A 23,061-nucleotide genomic window follows, 5' to 3' on the forward strand; every position below is an offset into this window, starting at 1 on the left:
TCAAACGATCTTCAAGGGGTGTGAAATGAAAAAGCAGTTACTTGTCGTTATCTGTCTCATGATGATCTCTGTCGCCGGATGTTCGCTTCCCCCCGAGAAGCCGGTGACCAAGGATGAGCTCTACGCAACGGGCATTTACAACTTCTACACCATCAAGGAGTCGCCCGAGAGCGTCCTTGCGGCAGTCAACCGCGAGGGGGAGGTGATCCTCGACGCCAAATACCGCGATCGGCCGGTCTTTATCAAGATCCTCGCCCTGTCGACGGGCCTCCAGGTGCATGTCATCGAAAAATAGCAACCAACCCGCGGGCGGCCCTGCTGTCCGTCGGCATTCCACTTTATCCAGCGAAAGAAGAGCCATGATCAAAAACTTCGTCCTTGACACCAACGTCCTTCTGTACGATCCCCAGGCCATTTTCAAGTTTGTCGACAACAATATCATCATTCCGATCACGGTCATCGAAGAGGTGGACCGCTTCAAGAAGGACATGAACGAGACGGGCCGCAACGCCCGCCAGGTCTCCCGCTACCTTGACGACATGCGGAAGAGGGGATCCCTCTCCTCGGGCATAACCCTTGAAACGGGGGGGATGCTCCGAGTCGAGATGTACGAGGAGAAGATCATGAAGCGCCTCCCCCCCGAGCTGCGGGAGGAGCGGGGAGACAACCGGATCCTGGCGGTGGCCGTCAAGATCATGGAGGAGAACGGCGGCTCGCCCGTCGTCTTCGTAACCAAGGATACGAACCTGCGGATCAAGGCCGACGCCATCGGCCTCAAGGCCGAGGACTACGAATCGGACAAGGTCGATATCGAGGAACTCTATCCCGGCTTCACCGAGCTTGACGTGCCGGCCGAACTCGTCGACCGGTTCCATGGCCAGGGGTGGGTGGAACTGCCTGGGCAGACGTTCTATCCGAACGAGTGCGTCACTCTCCGGGACGAGTCGAACCCCTCCCACACGGCCCTCGGCAAGTACCGGGCTGCAGACGGGAAGATCGTTCCCCTCCTCAAGACCGGCAAGGAGGGGGTCTGGAGCATCTTCCCCCGCAACCGTGAGCAGGCCTTTGCCTTCGACCTCCTCCTCGACGACTCCATCAAGCTCGTGACCCTTGTGGGGAAGGCCGGTACCGGCAAGACGCTTCTGGCCATCGCCGGCGGCCTCCACAAGACCGCCGAGGAAAACATCTACAACCGGCTCCTCGTCTCCCGCCCCGTTTTCCCCATGGGTCGCGACCTGGGGTTTCTCCCCGGCGACATCGAGGAGAAGCTTGCCCCCTGGATGCAGCCCATCTTCGACAACGTGGAACTCCTCCTCTCAGGTCACGAGGCCGAAAAGCGCCACAGCAAGGGGTACAAGGAGCTCATGGCCATGGGGATCATGGACATCGAACCCCTCACCTACATCCGGGGACGCTCCATCCCGAACCAGTTCATGATCGTCGATGAGGCCCAAAACCTGACCCCCCACGAGATCAAGACCATCATCACCCGGGCGGGGGAGGGGACCAAGATCGTCCTCACCGGCGACCCCTACCAGATTGACAATCCCTATGTGGACGCCTCGTCCAACGGCCTCACTTACGTGGTGGAGCGCTTCAAGGAGCAGGCCATCGCCGGCCACGTCACCATGACCAAGGGTGAGCGCTCCGACTTGGCGGAGCTGGCGGCGAACCTGCTGTAATGCTTCTTCTCACCATCGAGACATCCTGCGACGAAACCGCTGCCGCGGTGGTCCGCGACGGGCGCACGGTGCTGTCGAGCATTGTTGCAACCCAGGTCAAGGACCATGCGATCTATGGCGGGGTTGTTCCCGAGATCGCTTCCCGCAAGCACCTGGAGACCATTTCGGTCGTCATCGACGAAGCCCTGCGGAAGGCCTCGGTCACCCTCGACGCCATCGAAGGGGTTGCCGTCACCCAGGGGCCGGGGCTGGCAGGGGCTCTTCTGGTGGGCACCGCGGTCGCCAAGGCCATCGCCTACGCCCGCCGGCTCCCCATCGTGGGGGTGAACCACATCGAGGGGCATCTCCTGGCCATCTTCCTGGAGCGGGAGGTGGCGTTTCCCTTTGTGGCACTCGCCGTGTCGGGGGGGCACACCCACCTCTACCGGGTCGACGGCATCGGCCGCTACACGACCCTCGGTCAGACCCTTGACGATGCGGCGGGCGAGGCCTTTGACAAGGTGGCGAAGCTCCTCGGACTCCCCTACCCCGGAGGGGTCGAGATAGACCGCCTTGCCGCGGAGGGGGATCCGACGCGGATTACCTTCCCCCGGCCGCTCCTCCACGACGGCAGTTTCAACTTCAGTTTCAGCGGCCTCAAGACAGCGGTCCTGAACCATGTCCGCAAGAATCCGGTACAGGATGATGGGCAGATGCTTCGCGACCTCTGCGCCTCGTTCCAGCGGGCGGCCTGCGATGTCCTCGTGGCCAAGACCCTTCTCGCCGCCGAAACCGAGGGTATCGGGCGGGTCGTGGTCGCCGGCGGGGTCGCCTGCAACAGCGCCCTGCGCCGCGATATGGCCCGGGAGGCCGCGGAGCGGGGGATCGAGCTCGCCATCCCCTCGCCTGCCCTCTGCAGCGATAATGCCGCCATGCTGGCTGTCCCCGGTGACTTCTACCTCTTGCGGGGAATCAGCGACGGTCTGGCGCTGGATGCCCTGGTGAACTGGCCCCTGGACACAATCCGGAAGAGGGTGGAAGCGTGAGGGGTGAAGGAATCCGCGCCCGCAAGGCGCTGGGACAAAACTTCCTGGTGGACCGCAACGTTCTCGCGCGGATAGCGGGCATCGTTGAAATCGGACCCGCCGACCGGATTCTAGAGGTTGGGCCGGGGAAGGGCGCCCTCACGGAGATTCTGGCCCAGGGGTGTGCGCGGCTCGTGGCCGTGGAGCTGGACACGCGGCTTGTGCCGGTGCTACGTCAGGCATTTCGTGACAATACACGGGTGGATATCGTCCACGGCGACATCCTGGAGATCGACCTGCGCGAGCTCCTCTCGCCCGAAGGGGGAGAGCGGTGGAAGGTAGCCGCCAACCTCCCCTACAACATCTCCACGCCGGTCCTCTTCGCGTTTCTCGACAACCGCGACCTTTTCTCCCGCCTGGTTCTCATGCTCCAGAAGGAGGTGGGAGACCGGCTTGCTGCCTCGCCGGGGACCAAGGACTACGGCATCCTGTCGGTCTTTTTCCAACTTCATTTCGATGTAGCGCGCGAAATGATCGTCAGGCCCGGCTCCTTCCATCCGGTGCCGAAGGTGGACTCCGCCGTCCTGAGCTTTGTTCCCCTCGAAACGCCGCGGGTGGATGTGGGAGACGAGCAGTATTTCCGTCGCCTCGTTAAGGGGGCATTTTCCATGCGGCGGAAAACCCTTTGGAATTGCCTGAAGGGGGCCAGTCTGGGGCTGTCCGGGGAGGAGTTGGCAGAGGCCCTGGACCGTTGCGGGATCGAACCGGGGAGGAGGGGCGAGACCCTTGAGCTCCATGAGTTCGCAGCCCTCTCCCGGGCCATGATCGCGTTGGGGGGGAAATAGCAAAGCCGCCTCTGAGAAGAGGCGGCTTTGTCGGAGAGAAGTGGAAAACGGTGGGCTATGCCTTCTTCTTCCTCGGTGCTCCCTTCGGCTTGGCGGGTTTCTCGGCTGCCGCCTTCTTCTCCTGGATATTGGCGGCTCTTACTGCGCGGGCCTTGGCCAGATTGTCGGCGAGGCCCCGGTCCTGGGCCATCTTCTTGCGGGCCTCGGAGAATTTCCTGGCGGTCAGGGCTTGGGAACTTGGAATGTTGAATTGCTTCCGGTACTCCCGCGGCTTCATGTCATGCACTTGGGCCAGGTGGCGGGTAAGGGTCTTCATCCCATCCTTGCCGCAGATCATGCAGACGACCTGGTCGGCCTGGAATGCCTTCTTGAGGCTGATGACGGGAGCTTTTGTTTCTTCGGCCGGTGCAGCCTCGGGGGCGCCCCCTTCCAGTTGCTGCAGGGTCGTGTACACTTTCTGGATTTCCTGTACCAGTTCTTCGGTTGATAGTTCTGACATAGCAGCGTGCGAAGAGACAATGCTTGCAGTCAATTCCAACAGTGTCGGAGCCATGTGGTTCCCTCCCTTTGTCAGTGCGTCATGTTAGTAGCTTCCCGTATATGTAACGTGAAGATAGATCGAAATCAAGCGGTAAATCAGATTTTTACCCAATAAAATGCAATTGACGTTGCTCGAAAAATTCTGCTAGGTTTGATCCGTTGCCTGTATACGGGTCGAGTATTGAGAAAGGAAGATGAATCATGGCGCACATTGAGATAGACGAATCGCGCTGCAAAGGGTGTGGGCTATGCACGCTCGCCTGTTCGAGAAAGCTCATCGTCATGAGTGATACCACCAATAAACAGGGGTATGTGACTGCCGTGGCTACACGCCAGGACCAATGCACCGGCTGTGCTCTCTGTGCGGAGATCTGCCCCGATGTTGCCATTAAGGTGTTCAAGTAGTACCGTTGCAGTTGGATGCGCACGCGTCTGCCACACCTGATCCATCCCGTTGAAGGCAGATTTTTGATAGACCGTTTTCCCTGATTCATTCACGGAGGTTGCTTTGACAAAGCGTCTGTTCATGAAGGGCAACGAAGCCCTTGCCATGGCTGCCATAGAGGCTGGGTGCCGTTATTACTTCGGCTACCCCATAACTCCCCAGAGCGATATCCCCGAATACATGTCGCGGGAACTGCCGAAGCTTGGGGGCGAATTCATCCAGGCCGAGAGCGAGGTTGCCTCCATCAACATGCTGCTCGGCGCTTCAGCCACCGGCGTGCGGGCCATGACCTCATCCTCCAGCCCGGGCATCTCCCTCAAGCAGGAGGGTATCTCCTACATGGCGGGCGCCGAACTGCCGGGGGTGATTGTCAATATCTGCCGCTCAGGCCCGGGACTCGGCGGCATCGACGCATCCCAGGCCGACTACTTCCAGGCGGTCAAGGGAGGTGGGCACGGCGGCTACCATATCATTGTGCTTGCACCCTCGTCGGTTCAGGAAATGTATGATCTGACCATGCTTGCCTTCGACCTCTCCGATCTCTACCGGATTCCGGCAATGATCTTCGGCGACTCCGTCATCGGTCAGATGAAGGAGTCGATAGTCCCCAACCGGCGACCCGAACGGGAGCTGCCACCCAAGGACTGGGTCGTGCGCGGCAAGGGGGACGACGAACAGCGTGTCGTGAAGTCCCTCTATCTGGGGGACGGCGAGCTTGAGGCCCACAACTGGAAACTTCATGGCCGGTACCGGGAGCTGAAGGAGAAGGAATCCCGCTGGGAAGGGTTTCTGCTCGATGACGCAGAACTCGTGGTCACCGCATTCGGTTCGGCAGCACGCATCGCCAAGAGCGCAGTCATAGCCGCCCGTGACAAGGGGCTCAGGGTTGGGCTTCTGCGCCCCATCACCCTCTATCCCTTCCCCGATCTGGCGTTCCGTGCCGCAACTGAGCGGTGTAAGAAGGTGCTCGACATCGAACTCAACGCCGGCCAGATGGTGGAAGATGTCCGCCTCTCCGTGGCCCGCGATGCAGACGTCTTCTTCTACGGCAGGCCGCCGGGCGCCGGTTCCTTGCCGACCCCCGAAGAGCTGCTTAAGCAGGTTGTGACGTACTATTAGCAACGTCGCAGCGCTCAGCAGTGAGGACTCTCAAGGTTCTTTCCGACGCTTTTACCTACAGAGGTTATTCCCATGCCCCAGGTCTTCAAGAAGCCAGTCAGTCTCAAAGACGTTCAGACCCACTTCTGTCCCGGGTGCCATCACGGCACCTTCCATCGTCTCGTGGCCGAGGCCATGGACGAATTCGGCGTTCAGGGGAGGACCATCGGCGTCGCCTCCGTCGGCTGCTCGGTCTTTCTCTACGGCTACTTCGACATCGACGTGGTCGAGTCTCCCCATGGGCGGGCCCCCGCGGTAGCCACCGGCGTCAAGCGCGCCCGGCCCGACACCTTTGTCTTTACCTATCAGGGAGACGGCGACCTGGCCGCCATCGGCACTTCCGAGATCATTCATGCCGCCAACCGGGGCGAGGACATCACGGTCATCTTCGTCAACAACACCACCTACGGCATGACCGGCGGCCAGATGGCCCCCACCACCCTCGTGGGCCAGAGGACTTCCACCTCTCCCTATGGAAGAAACCAGCGGAAGGATGGCGCTCCCATCAGGATGGCCGAACTCCTCGCCCAGCTCGAAGGGGTTGCCTTTTCTGCCCGGGTGGCGGTCAATAATCCCAAAAACCTCATGGACGCTAAACGGCAGATCAAAAAGGCGTTCCGGTACCAGGTGGAGGGGAAGGGGTTCTCCTTCATCGAGGCCCTCTCGTCATGCCCCACCAACTGGGGAATGGACCCGATCAGCGCCAACGAGCGCGTCGGCACCGAGATGTGCGCCTACTTTCCCCTGGGTGTATTCAAGAACACTGCGGAGCTCTAGCGGTCAGCCGGAGTCAATCGCTTTGCAAGGAGTTGTGTTTCATGCGCCATGACGTTTTTATCGCCGGATTCGGCGGCCAGGGTGTTCTTCTGGCCGGGAACCTCCTCGGGTACGCCGCCATAGGGGAAGGAAAGAACGTTTCTTTTTTCCCCTCCTACGGGGTTGAAAAGCGGGGCGGGGCCGCCATGTGCACCGTCGTCATTGCCGACGGTGAGGTGGGCTCGCCGGTCGTCGGCAACCCGTCGGTCTCGATCATCCTCAATCAGGCCTCCTTCGACAAGTTCGCCTCTCGGGTGAAGGCGGGCGGCATCTGCATCGTCAATACCTCGCTCGTAGAGGTGGGAGATTTCGCCCGGAGCGACATCGAACTGATCCGCATCCCCATGAACGAAATCGCCATCCAGTTGGGCGATGCCCGGATGGTAAACATGGTTGCCGTGGGTGCCTATGCCGGAAAGACCGGCGCCGTATCGCTTCACTCCCTCGAAGAGGCGCTGCGGGAGACGCTTCCCGAGCGGAATCACAAGTTCATTCCGGCAAACGTCAAGGCCATCGAAGCGGGGGCGCAAAATTGCGGAAACAGCCTCCGAAATTAACCTGAAAAAACCCTTGACAGGCTAAACGGCCTTTTGCTATAAACAGGGTCCTTGCTCTTGGGGTGTCGCCAAGCGGTAAGGCACCGGATTTTGATTCCGGCATTCCAAGGTTCGAATCCTTGCACCCCAGCCACAAACAGCACATGCAAGCGAGGGTGGAAGATAATCCGGCGCAGCAAGCAGAAATACAGTTTTGGTCCCATCGTCTAGTGGTTAGGACACCGGCCTTTCACGTCGGTAACAGGGGTTCAAGTCCCCTTGGGATCACCATACTAAAGCGGCAATCCTTCATGAAGGGTTGCCGCTTTTTTTGTCCTTAGAACACTGCTTGTTTGTATTATCCACTTTAATTTTTCGGCGGTCTTTGCTATTGTTACGTATTTGAAATTACAAGGCTCGGAGAGTTGCTTCCTTAAATCGTGGTTTCAGAAAATGGAACGTGCCGTGGCGGACTTTTTCAAAGCATCACATCGGAATTCTTTCCGAAGATTTCCAGCATAAGCTTGGTCTTGTTGTTGAGGGTCAGCAGATGGTTGCCGAGAAGGTTGACCGGTTGGAAACGCGGATGGAGCGGTTAGAAACTCGAATGGAGCGCTTGGAAGTCAAAGTCGATGCATTGGAGGTCAAGGTCGATGCCGTTGCTGCCGACCTTTCTGCCCACCGGGCCGACACCGAGGCCCATCACGGAGTGTATCGGTTGAAGGAAGATTGATGGGAGAGGGACTTCTGTTCTCGTCAGGCATCCAGGGAGGTCAAGCCTGACAACAGTGGGTTTTCGAAAAATGGGTGGCGCGGTGAAGCGAGGTTCAACTGCCAAGGGTCAGACATCGCGTTCAAGTGACATCGATATTGCGGTGCTGATGCGTAAAAGGGAAGGTAGATTCTATTCGTAAGTGCACCACATGAGCGACATACTCAACTCCTTCGCTCCCCTTGAACTGGCGATACTGATCGGCAGTCGGGCGACCGGCACTGCCCGCCCGGACAGTGACTGGGATATTGCGATCCAATGGAGTCGCGAAATGGATTTTATCCAGCAACTTGCCGTCACCGAACAACTTCGTAGGACACTGTCAGAAAAACTTGGTACATCTTCTGAACAGAGTATCGACCTGATTGATCTTCCTTCTGCGAGGCTTGCAATGCGTGCGGTTGTGGCAGAAGAAGGGATCCCGCTCAAGGGGGGCGGCAGTCTGATCTGGCACCGGTTTTTGCAGAGAACCTGGCGGGAGCTTGAAGAACAGTACTGGGAGAAGATCTATGCGGCTTGATCTGTATCAAGCGGAAACGGCACTCATAGCCCAGGAGCAGAGTGCTCTGCTCGACGAGGCCCGCACGACCATCCTCTCAGGGGATACATTGTCTCGTCTTGAGCAAAACGGCGTACTGCATGCAATCCAGGTACTGGTTGAAAATGCGATTGGCAAGGCAAAACAGCTTCTTAAGGCAGCAGGAAAGCAGGTGCCATTGTCAGCCTATGATAGTTTTCACGGATTGGCAGAACTCGGCATGGTGAAAATCAGTGACCTGACCGCCTGGAATGCGATTATTTGCCTGCGCAACCGGATTGTCCATGCCTACATGAATATTGACATGCCACGGGTGCTGGAACTGGTAAAAAACGAGCAGTACCGATTTGTCACCGACTTCCTGCTGGAGCCGATTGATGCCGGCTCCAGCAGGGGTGTGAAGGGATGATTTTTAACCCTAACAGGTGCCCGTCCCTGGGCATTCGCGAACTGGCTGAAACAGTACGTAAAGTTGTCGGGTTTCCCGGCGAGTTGGTATTCGATGCGTCAATATCCGATGGCACTCCCCGCAAGCTTTAGGACGTGTCCCGGATGCATGGCGACATAAGGTGGAGCTTGAAGAGGGGATACGAAAGACTTATCAGTGGTATATAGAGCAGTATGATAAGCCAACTCTGTTCCCTTAGTTTGAAAGAGAGGTTATTTGATTGGAACTAAAAGGCTCGAAAATTCTAATTACCGGCGCTGACGGTTTCATCGGCTCACATCTTACGGAAGAGTTGATGAGACGTGGTTATGATGTTAGAGCTTTTGTGTACTATAATTCCTTTAACTCTTGGGGATGGCTTGATCATTCTGCCCCGGAGATAAGGAAATCACTTGATGTATTTTCAGGTGATATCCGTGATCCTCACGGCGTGAGAACTGCAATGAAAGGGTGCGACATTGTTTTGCATCTGGCGGCTCTTATTGCCATTCCTTATTCTTACCACTCTCCCGATACTTATGTTGATACTAATGTCAAGGGAACGCTCAACATGGTTCAAGCGGCTCGTGATTTGGGGGTCGCAAAAGTAGTACATACCTCAACCAGTGAGGTTTATGGAACTGCTCGTTTTGTTCCTATTACCGAGGAACACCCTTTACAGGGACAGTCTCCATACTCGGCATCAAAGATTGGCGCTGACCAAATTGCCATGTCCTTCTACTCTTCATTTGACACACCCGTTTCGATTATTCGCCCTTTCAATACCTATGGTCCCCGACAGTCTGCCCGTGCAGTTATTCCCACGATAATAACACAGATAGCCAATGGCGCACGAAAGATCAAGCTGGGCTCATTGCATCCCACAAGAGATTTCAACTATGTGGCTGATACAGTGGCCGGTTTCATTGCTGTTTCTGAATCAGATCAGTCCGTAGGTGAAGTCATTAACATCGGAAGTAACTATGAGATTTCAATTGGCGAGACGGTCGCGATGATTGCAGAAATAATGAATGTTCAAATCGAGATTGAAGCCGATGATGTTCGCCTGAGGCCTGACAATAGTGAAGTAGAGCGGCTTTGGGCTGATAACCGAAAAGCTCTGGCACAAGCGGGTTGGCAGCCCAAATACGCAGGTAAGGATGGATTGCGACGGGGATTAGCTGAAACAATTGAATGGTTTGCTGACCCACTAAATCTGGCCTGCTACAAGGCTGATCGATACAATATATGAATAGTAGTTTAAGTATACAGGCTGTAGTTGAGACAATCAGATCAGTTCTGCCAGCTAACAGGCAGCATGTTGCGCTACATGAACCTGCTTTTAGTGGCAATGAATGGACCTATGTCAAAGAGTGTCTCGATACCGGATGGGTTTCTTCGGTTGGAAAATTCGTCGACAGGTTTGAAGAAGAGCTGGCGTCATATACTGGTGTAAAGCGAGCAATAGCTGTCGTGAACGGTACGGCCGCACTGCACGTATGCCTTTTGCTGGCAGATGTCAGAAGAGACGATGAAGTTCTTCTGCCTGCCCTGACTTTCGTTGCCACGGCCAACGCGGTTTCCTATTGCGGGGCAATTCCACATTTTGTTGACAGTGATGAACGGACTCTTGGTGTAAACCCCTATAAGCTTAAATGCTACCTTGAAGAAATTGCGGATCAGCGACCCGATGGATGTTACAATCGCCTGACTGGTCGCCGTATCAAAGCTGTAGTGCCAATGCATACCTTTGGCCATCCGGTAGACCTTGATTCACTTGCAGAAATCTGCCAGATATTCAATATCTCTTTGATTGAAGATGCGGCAGAATCGCTTGGCTCATTTTATAAGGGACAACACACAGGCCAACGGGGATTGTTATCTGCCCTCAGCTTTAATGGCAACAAGACCATCACCACCGGTGGCGGGGGGGCGATCCTTACAAACGATGAAGAACTTGGGATTCTTGCCAAGCACATAACAACCACAGCCAAGCTCCCCCACCGTTGGGAGTTTAATCACGACATGATCGGCTACAATTACCGTTTGCCGAATATCAATGCTGCCCTCGGTTGCGCCCAATTAGAAAAACTTCCCGAATTTCTTGTGGCCAAGCGTGCTCTGGCCGAGCGTTATTCTAATGCATTTACCAAACTCCCAGGTGTCCGTTTCTTTTCAGAACCGGCTAACTCCCAGAGCAACTACTGGCTCAATACCCTGTTGTTGGATGAGGGATGTGCCTGGCAACGGGATGCCTTGCTGGCCGCTACCAATGATACTGACATCATGACCCGGCCTGTCTGGACTCCAATGCACAAACTGCCTATGTTTACAGACTGTCCGAAAATGAATCTTTCTACTGCGGAAAGCCTCGAGCAACGGTTGATCAATATTCCCAGCAGTGCGATGTTAGCCTCAGGATTTACCAATGCGTAAGGTTTGCGTTGTCACCGGCACCAGGGCCGAATATGGGCTGCTCTATTGGCTCATGAAAGAGATTCAGGCTGACACTGACCTTCGACTACAGTTGATCGCCACGGGGATGCATCTCTCACCCGAATTTGGCCTTACTTACAGGACTATTGAGGACGACGGGTTTACTATCGATGCCAAGGTTGAGATGTTGCTTTCAAGCGACACCCCCGTTGGGATTGCCAAGTCAATCGGGCTTGGGGTGATCGGTTTTGCCGATGCACTGGAGCGTTTGAAGCCGGACACGATGGTTGTTCTGGGTGACCGTTACGAGATTCTGGCTGCCGCCCAGGCGGCGCTGGTGGCTCGGATTCCCGTGGCCCACATTCACGGCGGAGAGACAACGGAAGGTGCTATTGACGAAAGCATCCGCCATGCCGTCACAAAGATGTCGCAATTGCATTTTGTAGCTGCAGAACCGTATCGCAAAAGGGTAATCCAACTTGGTGAGCATCCTGATACGGTTTTTAATGTCGGGGCTGTTGGTGTTGAGAACATCAAACGTCTGCAGCTTCTGGATAAACCACAGCTAGAACAGAGCATAAGCTTTGAATTGGGTAATACCTATTTTCTGGTCACCTATCATCCTGCAACCCTTGGTACTATTGAGCCTAGTGCAGCTATGCAGGCACTCCTTGATGCGCTGGATCGTTTTCCTGACGCAAAGATCATTTTTACCAAGCCTAACTCCGACACCGATGGCAGGATGCTGGGACAGATGATCGATGAATACGCAGATTACCACAAAGGTCGTGTCGCCGTATTTACCTCTATGGGGCAGATACGTTACTTGAGTGCGTTGCAGCTTGCTGATGCTGTAATCGGTAACTCCTCCAGTGGTATCATTGAGGCACCTGCCTGTAAAACACCAACCGTGAACATCGGTGATCGTCAGTCTGGGCGTCTTAAGGCCGATTCGATTGTTGACTGTCTTGAGACAAAAGAATCAATAGTAGCAGCAATCAATAAAGTTCTTTCTCCATCGTTCAGGGAAGGGATCAAGCAGGGTGTTTCACTCTATGGCTATGGTGAGTCCGCCTCACACATTAAGGACCACCTGAAGCAAGCCAACCTTAGCAGTACAAAACATTTTTATGACCTTTGAGTGACACGATGCAAGCACACCACACCTATATAATCGCGGAGGCAGGGGTGAACCACAACGGTTCTCTCGATTTGGCAAAACAGTTGGTGGAGGTCGCCGCTGAAGCCGGTGCCGATGCCGTCAAGTTTCAGACCTTCAAAGCGGACAAGCTGGTGAGCTGCTCAGCTCCTAAAGCAGAGTATCAGACCAAGTCAACAGATGCCGATGAATCCCAGCACGAGATGATCCGCAAGCTGGAACTGGATGAACGTTCCCATGAATCCCTGATTGAGCATTGTCGTGCTTGCAGCATTCAGTTCCTTTCAACTCCATTTGATCTTGAAAGCGTGGACCTCCTAGCAGGGCGATTTGATCTGCCATGTATCAAGATTCCCTCTGGAGATATCACCAACGCTCCCTTACTTCTCAAGATCGCCCAGACCGGCAAACCAGTGATTCTCTCTACGGGTATGAGTACTTTGGGTGAGATTGAGGATGCTCTAGGTGTGTTGGCCTTTGGCTATCTAAGCGACAGCAAGCCATCAATAGAAGCCTTTCTTGCAGCATACTGCTCTTGTGAGGGGCAGGCAATTTTGCAGGATAAGGTGACACTTCTGCACTGCACTACCGAATATCCGGCCCCGATTGAAGACGTTAGTCTCAAGGTGATGGATACCCTGAGGAGCGCCTTCGGTTTGCCGGTTGGCTATTCAGATCATACGGAAGGTATTGCCGTACCGATCGCAGCTGTCGCCCGTGGCGCTGTAATCATCGAAAAACATTTCACTCTCGATCGTAATCTGCCAGGGCCTGACCACAAGGCGTCGCTTGAACCAACTGAACTGAAGCAGATGGTGGCTGCTATTCGCATTGTCGAGCGGGCGCTTGGTTCTGGTAGAAAACATCCAAGACCAAGTGAACTAAAAAACATTAATGTAGCCAGGAAAAGTCTGGTTGCGTCCCGCACGATAACTGCTGGTGAGTCATTCGCTGCTGAAAACCTTGCAGTTAAGAGGCCGGCTAATGGCTTGTCGCCTATGCAGTATTGGGATCTGCTCAATAGGAAGGCGCGGCGTGATTTTTCAGTTGATGAGGTGGTTGGTTTATGAGCTTACCTGTCATTATCCTGGGAGCCGGTGGTCATGCCAAGGTATTGATTGATACTCTGCTGGCATCGTCTACAGTTATTGCGGGCATTGTTGATCCTGCCCTTTCAATGCATGGGACTGAAATTCTTGGGGTTCCTGTACTTGGAGGAGACGACGTTGTCAATGAATTCCCTCCTTCGGAGGTTCAACTAGTAAATGGCCTTGGCTCAGTAGGTCTACCGGTCAAACGTCAACAGCTATTTGATAGATTCAAGGGCATGGGGTATAACTTTGCCACGGTTGTTCATCCGTCTGCGGTCCTTGCTTTGGATGTTGTGCTCGGTGAAGGAGCTCATGTTATGGCCGGTGCGGTCATTCAGCCTGGTTGTCGTATCGGTGGCAACAGCATTATCAATACCCATGCCTCTGTGGATCATGATTGCATAATCGGCGATAATGTCCATATAGCTCCCGGTGTGACCCTTTCTGGTGGAGTAACAGTCGGAGATGGGACGCACGTAGGTACTGGGGCCACGATGATCCATGGAGTCACGATTGGTGAGCAATGCCTTGTGGCGGCTGGTGCAGTTGTTGTATCAAATGTTGACAGGAAAACCACTGTTAAAGGTGTACCTGCCAAGGTGTTGCTGATATGAATCGCTGGAAGGAAGTCCTGATCAAACCGACAATTCCTGTACTCAAAGCAATCGAAATCATTGATGCAAGTTCTTTACAGATCGCATTGGTGGTTGACGAGCGAAACTTACTTTTGGGGACGTTGACGGATGGAGATGTACGCAGAGCGATTTTAAAAGGAGTCTCGCTTAACGAACCGGTTCAGTCAATTATGTTCCGGGAACCAACCATTGTCAGCCTTGCTGAAGGCCGCGAGAAAATATTGGCTTTGATGAAGGAAAAACAGCTACGTCAAATTCCCGTTCTTGATGAGAATGGATGCGTTATTGGTTTAGAGGTCTGGGATGAGTTGATCGATATCACCAGACGGGACAACTGGGTTGTACTGATGGCAGGTGGCCTCGGCACACGTTTGGGAGCCCTCACGAAGGATTGCCCGAAGCCGCTGCTGAAAATAGGAAATAAGCCGATACTGGAGACGATCCTAGAGAGCTGCAAGGAATTCGGATTCCACAAGTTTTTCATCGCTGTCAACTACAAGGCGGAAATGGTTCGTGAGTACTTTGGCGATGGTTCCCGTTTTGGAGTTGAGATCAGGTATCTGCACGAGGCTAAAAGGTTGGGTACTGCCGGGGCACTTGCTCTGCTTCCGGAAACCCCGCTTCAGCCCATTCTAGTATTGAACGGTGATGTGCTTACGAAAGTAAATTTCAAGCAGCTGTTCGATTTTCATACCGACTACAAAGCGGCAGCAACTATGTGCGTACGTGAATACGATTTTCAGGTGCCATACGGGGTGGTAAACATCGACAGGCATCGTCTGACAGGTATTGAAGAAAAGCCGATTCAGCGCTTCTTCGTAAATGCAGGACTGTATGTGCTGAATCCGGAGTGTCTGGAGCTCATTCCCCGGGAAGAGTACTTCGATATGCCGACGTTGTTTGAGAACCTCATCGCTCAAAATATAGAGACAGCGGCCTTCCCGGTTCGGGAATACTGGCTCGATATCGGCAGGGTAGACGATTACGAACGAGCAAATGGAGAGTTTCCTGAGGTGTTTGCATGATCAACGGTAAGACGGTGCTTGCAATAATACCCGCACGTGGCGGCTCCAAAGGAGTGCCGCGTAAGAACATACGCGAGGTTGCACAGAAACCGATGATTGCCTGGACTATAGAAGAGGCAAAAAACTCCCGGTATATCGATCGCCTAATTGTTTCCACCGATGACCAGGAAATTGCCGACGTTGCACTGAAGTGGAACTGTGAGGTCCCGTTTCTGCGCCCGAAAGAGCTGGGTCTTGATGACACGCCGGGTATAGTTCCGGTTCTTCATGCGCTCAACGCTCTGCCTGAGAGGTACGACCTGGTAGTTCTCCTGCAACCGACTTCGCCGTTGCGCAGCATCGAAGATATCGACAGTTGCATCCGGCTCATCACCGAAACTGAGGCCAAGTCCTGTGTCTCAGTGGTTGAACCCGACAAGAGTCCGTACTGGATGTACAAGATAGACGACACAGGGACCCTGGTTCCGTTGTTTTCTGGTGAATGGGGTCGGCGCCAGGACCTGCCACAGGTGTATGCCTTGAATGGCGCGGTCTATGTTGCAGAGACTGACTGGCTTTTATCAGGAAACGGTCTCGTCACTGATAAAACCGTTGCCTATCGGATGCCGAAGGAACGATCACTGGATATTGATACCGAGTCTGATCTGTCATACTTTGAGGTGGTAATTCTAAACAGAAGGAATAAAGGGAACCGATAAAATGAGAATTTTACTAGTGGTATATGACAATGATTCTTACATTCACTGGTTTCCGCAGGGTCTCGCATATATTGCCGCGGTACTTAGGCGTGAAGGGCATGATGTCCAGATTTACAATCAGGATGTGAATCATTATCCTGACAAGCACCTAACGCATTTTCTTGATAACAACGATTTCGATGTAGTCGGATTCAGCTTTATTGCCGGCTACTATCAGTACAGAAAAGCACTAAGAATATCAGATTCAGTGAACCGTGCAAAAAAACGTCCGTTCTATATCATAGGTGGCCATGGGCCAGCCCCGGAGCCCGAGTTTTTTCTTAACAAGACACACGCCGATGTAATCGTGATCGGTGAGGGGGAAATAACCATTCTGGAACTGCTGAATGCTGTTTCACAAAAGCGTTCATTTGATGGTATTAAGGGAATCGCCTACAAGGACGGTGACAGGGTCGTTGTTAATGAACGCAGGCCGCTGATCGAGGATATTGACTCGATCCCTTTTCCGGCCTTTGACTTGTTCTCTATGGAGTATTATCGGCTTCTTAGGATGCCACACGCCAGCAACTCGGACTTTGTCATGCCGGTGCTGTCCGGCCGTGGATGCACCTTCGAATGCACGTTCTGTTATCGCATGGACAAGGGATTCCGACCTCGGAGCAACGAGAGCATCATAGAAGAAATCAAACTGCTGAAACGGGACTTCGGGATTACTTATATTGCTTTTTCAGATGAACTTTTAATGTCATCCGAAGAGAGGGTCAAGAGCCTGTGCGAGGATTTTCTGCGGGAGAAACTCAATATTAAATGGGATTGCAACGGGCGTCTCAACTACGCAAAACCTGATACGTTACAGCTGATGAAACGTGCCGGTTGTGTCTTCATAAACTACGGTATCGAAGCCATGGATGACCAAGTACTAAGAAATATGCATAAGTCCTTGACGACGAAGCAGATCGTGAAAGGCATTGAAGCGACATTGGAAGCCGGAATAAGCCCAGGTTACAATATCATTTTTGGCAATATCGGAGACAGTCGCCAGACACTCGAAAAGGGAGTCGAGTTTCTCCTGAAGTACGACGATGGTGCCCAAATGCGTACAATCCGGCCTGTTACTCCCTACCCAGGTGCACCGCTATATTACCAGGCTATCGAAAAGGGACTGTTGAAGGGCTGCGAGGATTTCTACGAGAACAAGCATATCAATTCAGACCTCGTATCTATTAATTTCACCGCCATGACCGATGAGGAGTTTCATCAAAGCCTTAGTGATGCGAATACGAGGCTCCTGACCAACTACTTTAACAAGAAGTTGACCAGCATGGTTTCGCAAACAGAGAAATTGTACCTCGAAAAGGATGCCACTTTCCGAGGGTATCGTCACAATTGATATACCAACACAAGCAGAGGAGATTCATTCCATGAAGGCATATCCAATACCTGAACGCGGAGACCTAGAAAAATTTATCCAGTCAGCAGACCAGCTTGAGGCGCTTTACGGGTTGCCGCGCGAGGTCACCTTCTGCAAAAAATGCGTGATCTCGAATCAGAGACCGAATTCGGCGATTGAGTACAGCCACACGAAAAACAGCAAAAAACAGACAATCGGCTTTACTGATGGTGTGTGTGACGCATGTCGAGTCGCTGAACAGAAGAACAAAACCATAGACTGGCAGGAGCGCGAGCGTGAGCTCAGGGATCTGTGCGACCGCCATCGAAGCAAGGATGGCTCGTACGACTGCCTTGTTCCAGGCTCGGGCGGCAAGGACAGTTTCTATCAATCTCATGTACTGAAGTACAAGTATGGGATGCATCCCCTGACGGTGACGTGGGCACCGCATATATATACTGAATGGGGCTGGAGAAACTTTCAGGCATGGCTCCACGCCGGATTCGACAATTTTCTGTGTACTCCAAACGGCAGGGTCCACCGGCTCCTGACGCGGCTGGCGGTAGAGAATCTCTTCCACCCGTTTCAACCGTTCATTTTCGGGCAGAAATCACTTGCTCCGAAGATAGCGATCCTTCACAAGATTCCGCTCATATTCTATGGGGAGGATGAGGCAGAGTACGGCAACCCCATAGCAGATACGGCAACGGCAAAGCGAGACTGGTCATATTTCACTGCCGAAGACAAGAGCAGAGTGTACCTCGGCGGCACATCTGTAGCGGACCTCAAGAATTGCTTTGGCCTTGACGACAACGACCTGCAGCCGTATTACCCTGCCGATCCTGAAGAAATTGAGAAAACCAATACCGAGGTGCATTACCTTGGCTACTACCTCAAATGGCACCCCCAGGAGTGCTACTACTATGCGGTTGAAAACGGGGGGTTCGAGGCATCCCCGGAGAGGACTCCCGGCACTTACAGCAAGTACAACAGCATAGACGACCGAATCGATGACTTCCACTACTACACCACCTACATCAAGTTCGGTATAGGCCGTGCGACATACGATGCCGCTCAGGAGATTCGTAACGAAGAAATCACCCGGGAAGAGGGCGTGGCTTTGGTGAAGAAGTTTGATGGCGAGTTTCCCGAACGCTTTGCAGAAGATATCTTCAGGTATCTGAGCATCCCAGCGAAAGAGTTCCCGATAGCTTCCAAAATGTTCGGGCAACCTGTGATGGACCGGGATTATTTTCTGACGCTGGCCGACCAGTTTCGTTCACCGCATCTCTGGAAACTCGATAACGGTACATGGAAACTTCGGCATACTGTGTTTGGGGATCAGTCTCGTCATGGCCAGTAACATCAGAATCATATCGAGACTCGACATCAAAGGAACCAACCTGATTAAAGGGATTCATCTCGAGGGACTCCGAAAAATTGGTGACCCGAACGTCTTTGCGAAAGAGTACTATGAGCAGGGTATCGACGAGATCATTTACATTGATGTTGTAGCTAGCTTGTACGAACGAAGCAGCTTTCTGAACATTGTGCGGCGAACGACACAGGACGTGTTTATTCCAATAACCGTCGGTGGCGGTGTTCGTTCTGTGGATGATGCTCGAGAAATTTTACGGGCTGGAGCCGACAAGGTGGCGGTGAATACGGCTGCCGTAAAACGACCGGAATTGATCCATGAAATATCACAGAAGTTCGGTGCTCAGTGCATGGTTCTCTCGATCGAAGCAAAGCGCACTGCACCAGGGAAATGGGAAGTCTATTACGACAACGGCAGGGAAAAGACCGGATTCGACGTGTTAGAGTGGGCACAGAAGGGATGCGAACTCGGTGCCGGTGAGATCCTTTTGACATCTGTTGACATGGAAGGGACCGGCAGAGGCTTTGATTGCGAACTGACGTCTTCTGTTTCGCGGGTAGTCTCGATCCCCGTAATCGCCAGCGGTGGTCTGGGGACGGTAGACGATTTTGAGCAAGTGGTGAAGGCTGGTCAGGCTGATGCCGTTGCGATTGCAGGAGCGCTGCACTACAAGAAGCTTACGATACAGGATGTCCGTATTGAGGCGCTCCAAAGGGGCATACATGTCAGGAGAGGAGCTCCATGCAACGTGTAACAGTTATCGATTATGGCATCGGCAACCTCTTGAGTGTTGCCCGTGCTTTTGAGCATTGCGGCGCTTCTGTCCTATTGACAGATGATGTTAGAAAAATTGCAGATGCAGATTATCTCGTATTGCCTGGAGTTGGAGCATTTGCAGATGGAATGTTAGGTTTGACCGAACGAAGGCTGGTTGAGCCAATCAAGAAGTTTGCAGCTAAAGGGCGTCCTTTTCTTGGTATTTGTCTGGGGATGCAAATGATGCTGGATGAGAGTGAAGAATTCGGTGCAAATGCCGGTTTGGGTCTTATCTCCGGCAAAGTTGTTGCTATCCCTCGGGTGGGCAATGACGGCACGCCGCACAAAATTCCTCACATCGGTTGGAATAATATTTGTTTACCCGAAAGCGTCTCGTGGAAGGGAACCATTTTGGGGAATATACTACCAGAATCTTCATTCTATTTTGTTCATTCATTTTCTGCTGTACCTACACATCACGACCAAAGGCTTGCTGATTGTTATTACAATGGACAATTGATTGCGGCTGCAATTAGAAAAGGGAATGTATATGGCTGCCAATTCCATCCTGAGAAAAGCGGCAGAGATGGGTTAAACATATTGAAATGTTTTCTTGAAATTGCTTAAAAGCGGTGACCCACAACCTACAAATCTAATACTGTACGGCCTCGTTATCCGGCAACTGTTTGTTTGACTGCGATTACAATAGCCGCAGGTAGCAGCTCCCATCAGGAAAATAATATGTGTGGCCGCAGTTTCATCCCGAAATGAACGGCAAGACCGGGGTTACAAATGGTTTCTCGAACAATAAATGCTTAAAAAAATATTATCTTCTTCACTGCTTAGATCAGCGGGCATCTATACCATATCAAGGATCGTCAACGCTGCTATCCCGTTCCTTATGATGCCGGTTCTCACCCGATATCTGACGCCGACGGATTATGGAATCACCGCCATGTTCACGGTGCTGGTTGGGATCGTCACCCCGTTTGTGGGGCTCAGCCTTCACGGCGCTGTTAGCGTTAGGTATTTCGATAGGAACGAGATAGATCTACCAAGGTATATCGGGAATTGCTTCCTGATACTGCTGGTAAGCACCGCTGTGGTTTCAACTGTTATGTGGGTATTTGCTGGTCCCATCAGCCGGCTATCGGCATTTCCCCGCGAGTGGCTGTGGGCGGTTGTGCTTTTCGCGGTTACGCAGTTTATTGGGCTTATCGTCTTGACCATGTGGCAGGTTGAAAATAAGCCGGTCTTTTTTGGCCTTTTTCAGAACCTTCAAACTCTGGTGAATGTCGGTCTGACGGTCCTGCTTGTGGTGGGCTACGGAAAAAACTGGCAGGGGAGACTTGAGGCGCAACTGATGACGCTGAGCATTTTCGCCCTGGTGGCGGTTTTATTCCTCATCAAGAACCGCTGGCTCAAGTTCGGCTACGAGCGGGCGTCCGTCGACCATGCGCTTACGTTCGGGCTTCCCCTCATTCCCCATGCCCTCGGAGCGCTACTGATCATGCAGACTGACCGGGTCTTCCTAACCAATATGGTGGGAGTGGCGACGGCTGGCATATATTCGGTGGCCTACCAGTTCGGCAGCATCATTGATTTAGGCGCTTCCTCTTTTAATCAGGCGTATGCACCGTGGTTGTACCGCCAGTTGTCTGAAATCAATCATGAAGGTAAGCGACGACTAGTGAGGATGACGTACGCCTATTTCTTTTTGATATTTTTTATGGCAATTCTTATTTCGACGGTTGTGCCGTGGTTTCTTTCGTTTTATGTGGGCAAGAATTTTGTTGGAGCCCAGGCGTACATTTTTTGGGTTTGTCTAGGTTTTTCTTTTAGCGGGATGTATTACATGGTTGCTAACTACATCTTCTTTGCTGGTAAAACAAGAATTCTTGCATGGGTTACGTTTACTTCTGCAATCTTTAACATTGGATTTAACTATCTGTTTATCAAACTAAATGGTTCAGTCGGTGCTGCCCAGGCTTCAACTTTAACTTTCTTTATTTGCTTTGTTCTTACATGGTTATTAAGTGCTAAAGTTTATCCTATGCCTTGGAATTTATTTAAGAGAGCAACATGCTGACATCAGAAATAATGGACTTCATAAACGAGGCAGAAGAACTTTTCCCAGTTGATAAGTGGGAGGTTGATAGCCTAAAAATCTGGCCATTTATTCGTATTCACCTTAACTTTTCAATTTATGCCCATCACCATGTAAAGGTCGCAACACGGCCCGGACGTAACAAATATTTTGCGGCAGCCATCGACATACTCAGAGATCTGCACCAGTTTGCTTACGCTACATATAAGGACAAGAAAAAATGTGCCCGGCTCAAGCAAGCAGATGCCTTGTTTTACAGTGATGGGGTATCATTTGCCAGCGTGGATGGAAGCTGGTATGAAAAATTTTGCGATCCTTTAATAAGTGTCTTAAGTGATGAAGGACTCTCCTCCCTGTTGATTACTCCATCAACTAGTTACCTTATTCCAAGAAAGACATCCTCAAAATTTGTTCAACCTGGCCTAAATTTGGCGAAAATAAAGGGATTTCTGCGATCGAAATTTAAGTCATCATTGCATTGCGAATTGCCACAATTTCAAAATTTTATCAACTACGTCGATGGTAAAAATCTGGGAATTTCAGTTCCAAGTGCTGAAAAGTTAATTCAATTGGTGTTTAGTATCAAACAGTATATTCTCTATTATAATAAAATTCTGGACAAAGTCAGACCTAAAATAGCTGCTATTGTCAGTTATTACAGCATTGAAGGTATGGCATTCTGTCTGGCATGCAGAGGGAATAATATTCCATGCTTTGATCTTCAACATGGATTACAGGGACCTTTGCACGTTGCCTATGGTAGATGGAATAAGCTGCCACAGAATGGATATGGAATGCTTCCTTCTTTATTCTGGTGTTGGAGAGATGCTGATGCTGCTGCTATCGAGCAGTGGAGTTATACAGTGGAGAGCCATCACCGTCCTATAGTTGGTGGGAACCCATGGCTAAATTTATGGCTAGAAAGTACTAGTGAGATGGTAAGAAGATATGATGATGTTATACATAAAGCCGGGGCTATGTATTGGGATAAAAAAAAGATTCTGGTCACTTTACAGTTTGGTATAGATGACAAAGAAAAATTAAAGCCTATCCTTGAAGCTATAGCAACTGCAGACCCTTCTTATTTTTGGTGGATTCGCCTTCATCCTTGTATGCTAGATAAAAGAAAGTTGATCCATGATATTTTTATAAACTGTGGAAATCTGAACATCGATATAACGGTTGCTACCGATCTTCCTCTTTTTGCATTACTACGTCATACCGATGTCCATGTAACCCATAGTTCCTCTACTGTGATAGAAGCAGAAAGTTTTGGGGTGCCTTCTGTTATAACAAGTGATTATGGCGCAGAGTTTTTTAAGGAGCAAGTCGCTTCAGGTTGGGCAGTACTGGTATCAGATAAAGTATCAGTCAACCAGCTTGTTTATCATTTGCTGCAGCATAAACCAAAGCAGTCTATGGACGACACGTATTTTATATCACCGGCAACGGAATATATGCTGGAGCTCGCTTCTAATAAGTTAAATATTACTCCGGCAAATAAACAGAGCAATTAAGATGCATAGGCAGCACAGGGGTGCTCGAAGAACTTTTTCACTTTGGTTCGGTTGTTCTGTAAATGCCGCATATGCTTTCTGGCCTTTGACTCAAGTTGCTTGGCAT

26 protein-coding genes and 2 tRNA genes are annotated in these 23,061 nt (G+C 51.9%); 27 read left to right on the forward strand and 1 reads right to left on the reverse strand.

Going from position 1 to position 23,061, the window contains the following annotated elements; translation table 11 throughout:
* Positions 1-25: 25 nt before the first annotated feature.
* The 4 genes from RCH91_RS10765 to rsmA all read left to right on the forward strand — a co-directional run bounded on the left by RCH91_RS10765 (position 26) and on the right by rsmA (position 3,531).
* The gene (locus RCH91_RS10765) at positions 26-295 is read left to right on the forward strand and encodes a hypothetical protein (protein ID WP_306534944.1); all 270 of its coding nucleotides are present in this window, start codon (positions 26-28) and stop codon (positions 293-295) included.
* Between the two features lie 64 nt (positions 296-359).
* Positions 360-1,682, forward strand: coding sequence for a PhoH family protein (locus RCH91_RS10770; RefSeq protein ID WP_306534945.1), 1,323 nt, complete (start codon positions 360-362; stop codon positions 1,680-1,682).
* Positions 1,682-2,707 carry a tRNA (adenosine(37)-N6)-threonylcarbamoyltransferase complex transferase subunit TsaD gene (tsaD, locus tag RCH91_RS10775; protein ID WP_306534946.1) on the forward strand — a complete coding sequence of 342 codons (1,026 nt, stop codon included), beginning with the start codon at positions 1,682-1,684 and terminating at the stop codon, positions 2,705-2,707. The genes RCH91_RS10770 and tsaD overlap by 1 nt, the downstream gene beginning before the upstream one ends.
* Positions 2,704-3,531, forward strand: a complete 828-nt coding sequence (gene rsmA / locus RCH91_RS10780; RefSeq protein WP_306534947.1) for a 16S rRNA (adenine(1518)-N(6)/adenine(1519)-N(6))-dimethyltransferase RsmA — start codon at positions 2,704-2,706, stop codon at positions 3,529-3,531. Before tsaD ends, rsmA begins: the two co-directional genes overlap by 4 nt.
* A 55-nt stretch (positions 3,532-3,586) precedes the next feature.
* On the opposite strand, the gene RCH91_RS10785 is transcribed toward rsmA, so the two are convergent.
* Positions 3,587-4,084, reverse strand: coding sequence for a MucR family transcriptional regulator (locus RCH91_RS10785; protein WP_306534948.1), 498 nt, complete (start codon positions 4,082-4,084; stop codon positions 3,587-3,589).
* Positions 4,085-4,272: 188 nt separating this feature from the next.
* On the opposite strand from RCH91_RS10785, the gene RCH91_RS10790 reads away from it, so the two are divergent.
* From RCH91_RS10790 to RCH91_RS10895, 23 genes are all read left to right on the forward strand, one after another.
* Positions 4,273-4,476, forward strand: coding sequence for a ferredoxin family protein (locus RCH91_RS10790; RefSeq protein WP_306534949.1), 204 nt, complete (start codon positions 4,273-4,275; stop codon positions 4,474-4,476).
* A gap of 103 nt (positions 4,477-4,579) precedes the next feature.
* Positions 4,580-5,635 carry a 3-methyl-2-oxobutanoate dehydrogenase subunit VorB gene (locus RCH91_RS10795; protein ID WP_306534950.1) on the forward strand — a complete coding sequence of 352 codons (1,056 nt, stop codon included), beginning with the start codon at positions 4,580-4,582 and terminating at the stop codon, positions 5,633-5,635.
* A 72-nt stretch (positions 5,636-5,707) separates the two neighbouring features.
* Positions 5,708-6,451 (forward strand): thiamine pyrophosphate-dependent enzyme, encoded by a 744-nt coding sequence (locus tag RCH91_RS10800; protein ID WP_306534951.1) that lies wholly within the window; start codon positions 5,708-5,710, stop codon positions 6,449-6,451.
* A 41-nt stretch (positions 6,452-6,492) separates the two neighbouring features.
* On the forward strand, positions 6,493-7,047 hold the full coding sequence (locus RCH91_RS10805) for a 2-oxoacid:acceptor oxidoreductase family protein (protein ID WP_306534952.1): 555 nt from the start codon (positions 6,493-6,495) through the stop codon (positions 7,045-7,047).
* Between the two features lie 58 nt (positions 7,048-7,105).
* A tRNA-Gln gene (locus tag RCH91_RS10810) sits at positions 7,106-7,180 on the forward strand.
* 62 nt (positions 7,181-7,242) lie between these two features.
* Positions 7,243-7,317: transfer RNA gene (locus tag RCH91_RS10815), tRNA-Glu, on the forward strand.
* Between the two features lie 169 nt (positions 7,318-7,486).
* Entirely contained in the window at positions 7,487-7,759 is a 273-nt protein-coding gene (locus tag RCH91_RS10820) for a hypothetical protein (protein ID WP_306534953.1), read from the forward strand.
* Positions 7,760-7,829: 70 nt separating this feature from the next.
* Positions 7,830-7,940 carry a nucleotidyltransferase domain-containing protein gene (locus tag RCH91_RS21465; RefSeq protein WP_373694382.1) on the forward strand — a complete coding sequence of 37 codons (111 nt, stop codon included), beginning with the start codon at positions 7,830-7,832 and terminating at the stop codon, positions 7,938-7,940.
* A 9-nt stretch (positions 7,941-7,949) separates the two neighbouring features.
* Positions 7,950-8,318 carry a nucleotidyltransferase domain-containing protein gene (locus tag RCH91_RS10825; protein ID WP_306534954.1) on the forward strand — a complete coding sequence of 123 codons (369 nt, stop codon included), beginning with the start codon at positions 7,950-7,952 and terminating at the stop codon, positions 8,316-8,318.
* On the forward strand, positions 8,308-8,745 hold the full coding sequence (locus RCH91_RS10830; RefSeq protein ID WP_306534955.1) for a DUF86 domain-containing protein: 438 nt from the start codon (positions 8,308-8,310) through the stop codon (positions 8,743-8,745). The genes RCH91_RS10825 and RCH91_RS10830 overlap by 11 nt, the downstream gene beginning before the upstream one ends.
* Before the next feature lie 259 nt (positions 8,746-9,004).
* Positions 9,005-10,015, forward strand: coding sequence for an NAD-dependent 4,6-dehydratase LegB (locus RCH91_RS10835; RefSeq protein WP_306534956.1), 1,011 nt, complete (start codon positions 9,005-9,007; stop codon positions 10,013-10,015).
* A complete protein-coding gene (locus tag RCH91_RS10840) occupies positions 10,012-11,199 on the forward strand; it encodes a LegC family aminotransferase (protein ID WP_306534957.1) in 1,188 nt (395 codons plus the stop codon). The genes RCH91_RS10835 and RCH91_RS10840 overlap by 4 nt, the downstream gene beginning before the upstream one ends.
* Positions 11,192-12,340 carry a UDP-N-acetylglucosamine 2-epimerase gene (gene neuC, locus RCH91_RS10845; RefSeq protein WP_306534958.1) on the forward strand — a complete coding sequence of 383 codons (1,149 nt, stop codon included), beginning with the start codon at positions 11,192-11,194 and terminating at the stop codon, positions 12,338-12,340. Before RCH91_RS10840 ends, neuC begins: the two co-directional genes overlap by 8 nt.
* A gap of 8 nt (positions 12,341-12,348) precedes the next feature.
* A complete protein-coding gene (gene neuB, locus RCH91_RS10850; RefSeq protein ID WP_306534959.1) occupies positions 12,349-13,428 on the forward strand; it encodes an N-acetylneuraminate synthase in 1,080 nt (359 codons plus the stop codon).
* Positions 13,425-14,063 (forward strand): acetyltransferase, encoded by a 639-nt coding sequence (locus tag RCH91_RS10855; protein ID WP_306534960.1) that lies wholly within the window; start codon positions 13,425-13,427, stop codon positions 14,061-14,063. Before neuB ends, RCH91_RS10855 begins: the two co-directional genes overlap by 4 nt.
* On the forward strand, positions 14,060-15,109 hold the full coding sequence (locus RCH91_RS10860; protein WP_306534961.1) for a nucleotidyltransferase family protein: 1,050 nt from the start codon (positions 14,060-14,062) through the stop codon (positions 15,107-15,109). The genes RCH91_RS10855 and RCH91_RS10860 overlap by 4 nt, the downstream gene beginning before the upstream one ends.
* Positions 15,106-15,807, forward strand: coding sequence for a cytidylyltransferase domain-containing protein (locus tag RCH91_RS10865; RefSeq protein ID WP_306534962.1), 702 nt, complete (start codon positions 15,106-15,108; stop codon positions 15,805-15,807). The genes RCH91_RS10860 and RCH91_RS10865 overlap by 4 nt, the downstream gene beginning before the upstream one ends.
* Before the next feature lies 1 nt (position 15,808).
* Entirely contained in the window at positions 15,809-17,197 is a 1,389-nt protein-coding gene (locus tag RCH91_RS10870) for a B12-binding domain-containing radical SAM protein (RefSeq protein ID WP_306534963.1), read from the forward strand.
* Positions 17,198-17,228: 31 nt separating this feature from the next.
* Positions 17,229-18,560 carry an N-acetyl sugar amidotransferase gene (locus RCH91_RS10875; RefSeq protein WP_306534964.1) on the forward strand — a complete coding sequence of 444 codons (1,332 nt, stop codon included), beginning with the start codon at positions 17,229-17,231 and terminating at the stop codon, positions 18,558-18,560.
* Entirely contained in the window at positions 18,550-19,329 is a 780-nt protein-coding gene (gene hisF / locus RCH91_RS10880) for an imidazole glycerol phosphate synthase subunit HisF (protein ID WP_306534965.1), read from the forward strand. Before RCH91_RS10875 ends, hisF begins: the two co-directional genes overlap by 11 nt.
* On the forward strand, positions 19,317-19,958 hold the full coding sequence (gene hisH / locus RCH91_RS10885) for an imidazole glycerol phosphate synthase subunit HisH (RefSeq protein WP_306534966.1): 642 nt from the start codon (positions 19,317-19,319) through the stop codon (positions 19,956-19,958). The genes hisF and hisH overlap by 13 nt, the downstream gene beginning before the upstream one ends.
* A 184-nt stretch (positions 19,959-20,142) precedes the next feature.
* A complete protein-coding gene (locus RCH91_RS10890; protein ID WP_306534967.1) occupies positions 20,143-21,420 on the forward strand; it encodes a lipopolysaccharide biosynthesis protein in 1,278 nt (425 codons plus the stop codon).
* Positions 21,414-22,955, forward strand: a complete 1,542-nt coding sequence (locus RCH91_RS10895; RefSeq protein ID WP_306534968.1) for a hypothetical protein — start codon at positions 21,414-21,416, stop codon at positions 22,953-22,955. The genes RCH91_RS10890 and RCH91_RS10895 overlap by 7 nt, the downstream gene beginning before the upstream one ends.
* Positions 22,956-23,061 lie beyond the last annotated feature (106 nt).

The organism is Geobacter sp., assembly GCF_030834625.1.
In the GTDB taxonomy this organism is placed as follows: Bacteria; Desulfobacterota; Desulfuromonadia; order Geobacterales; family Geobacteraceae; genus Geobacter.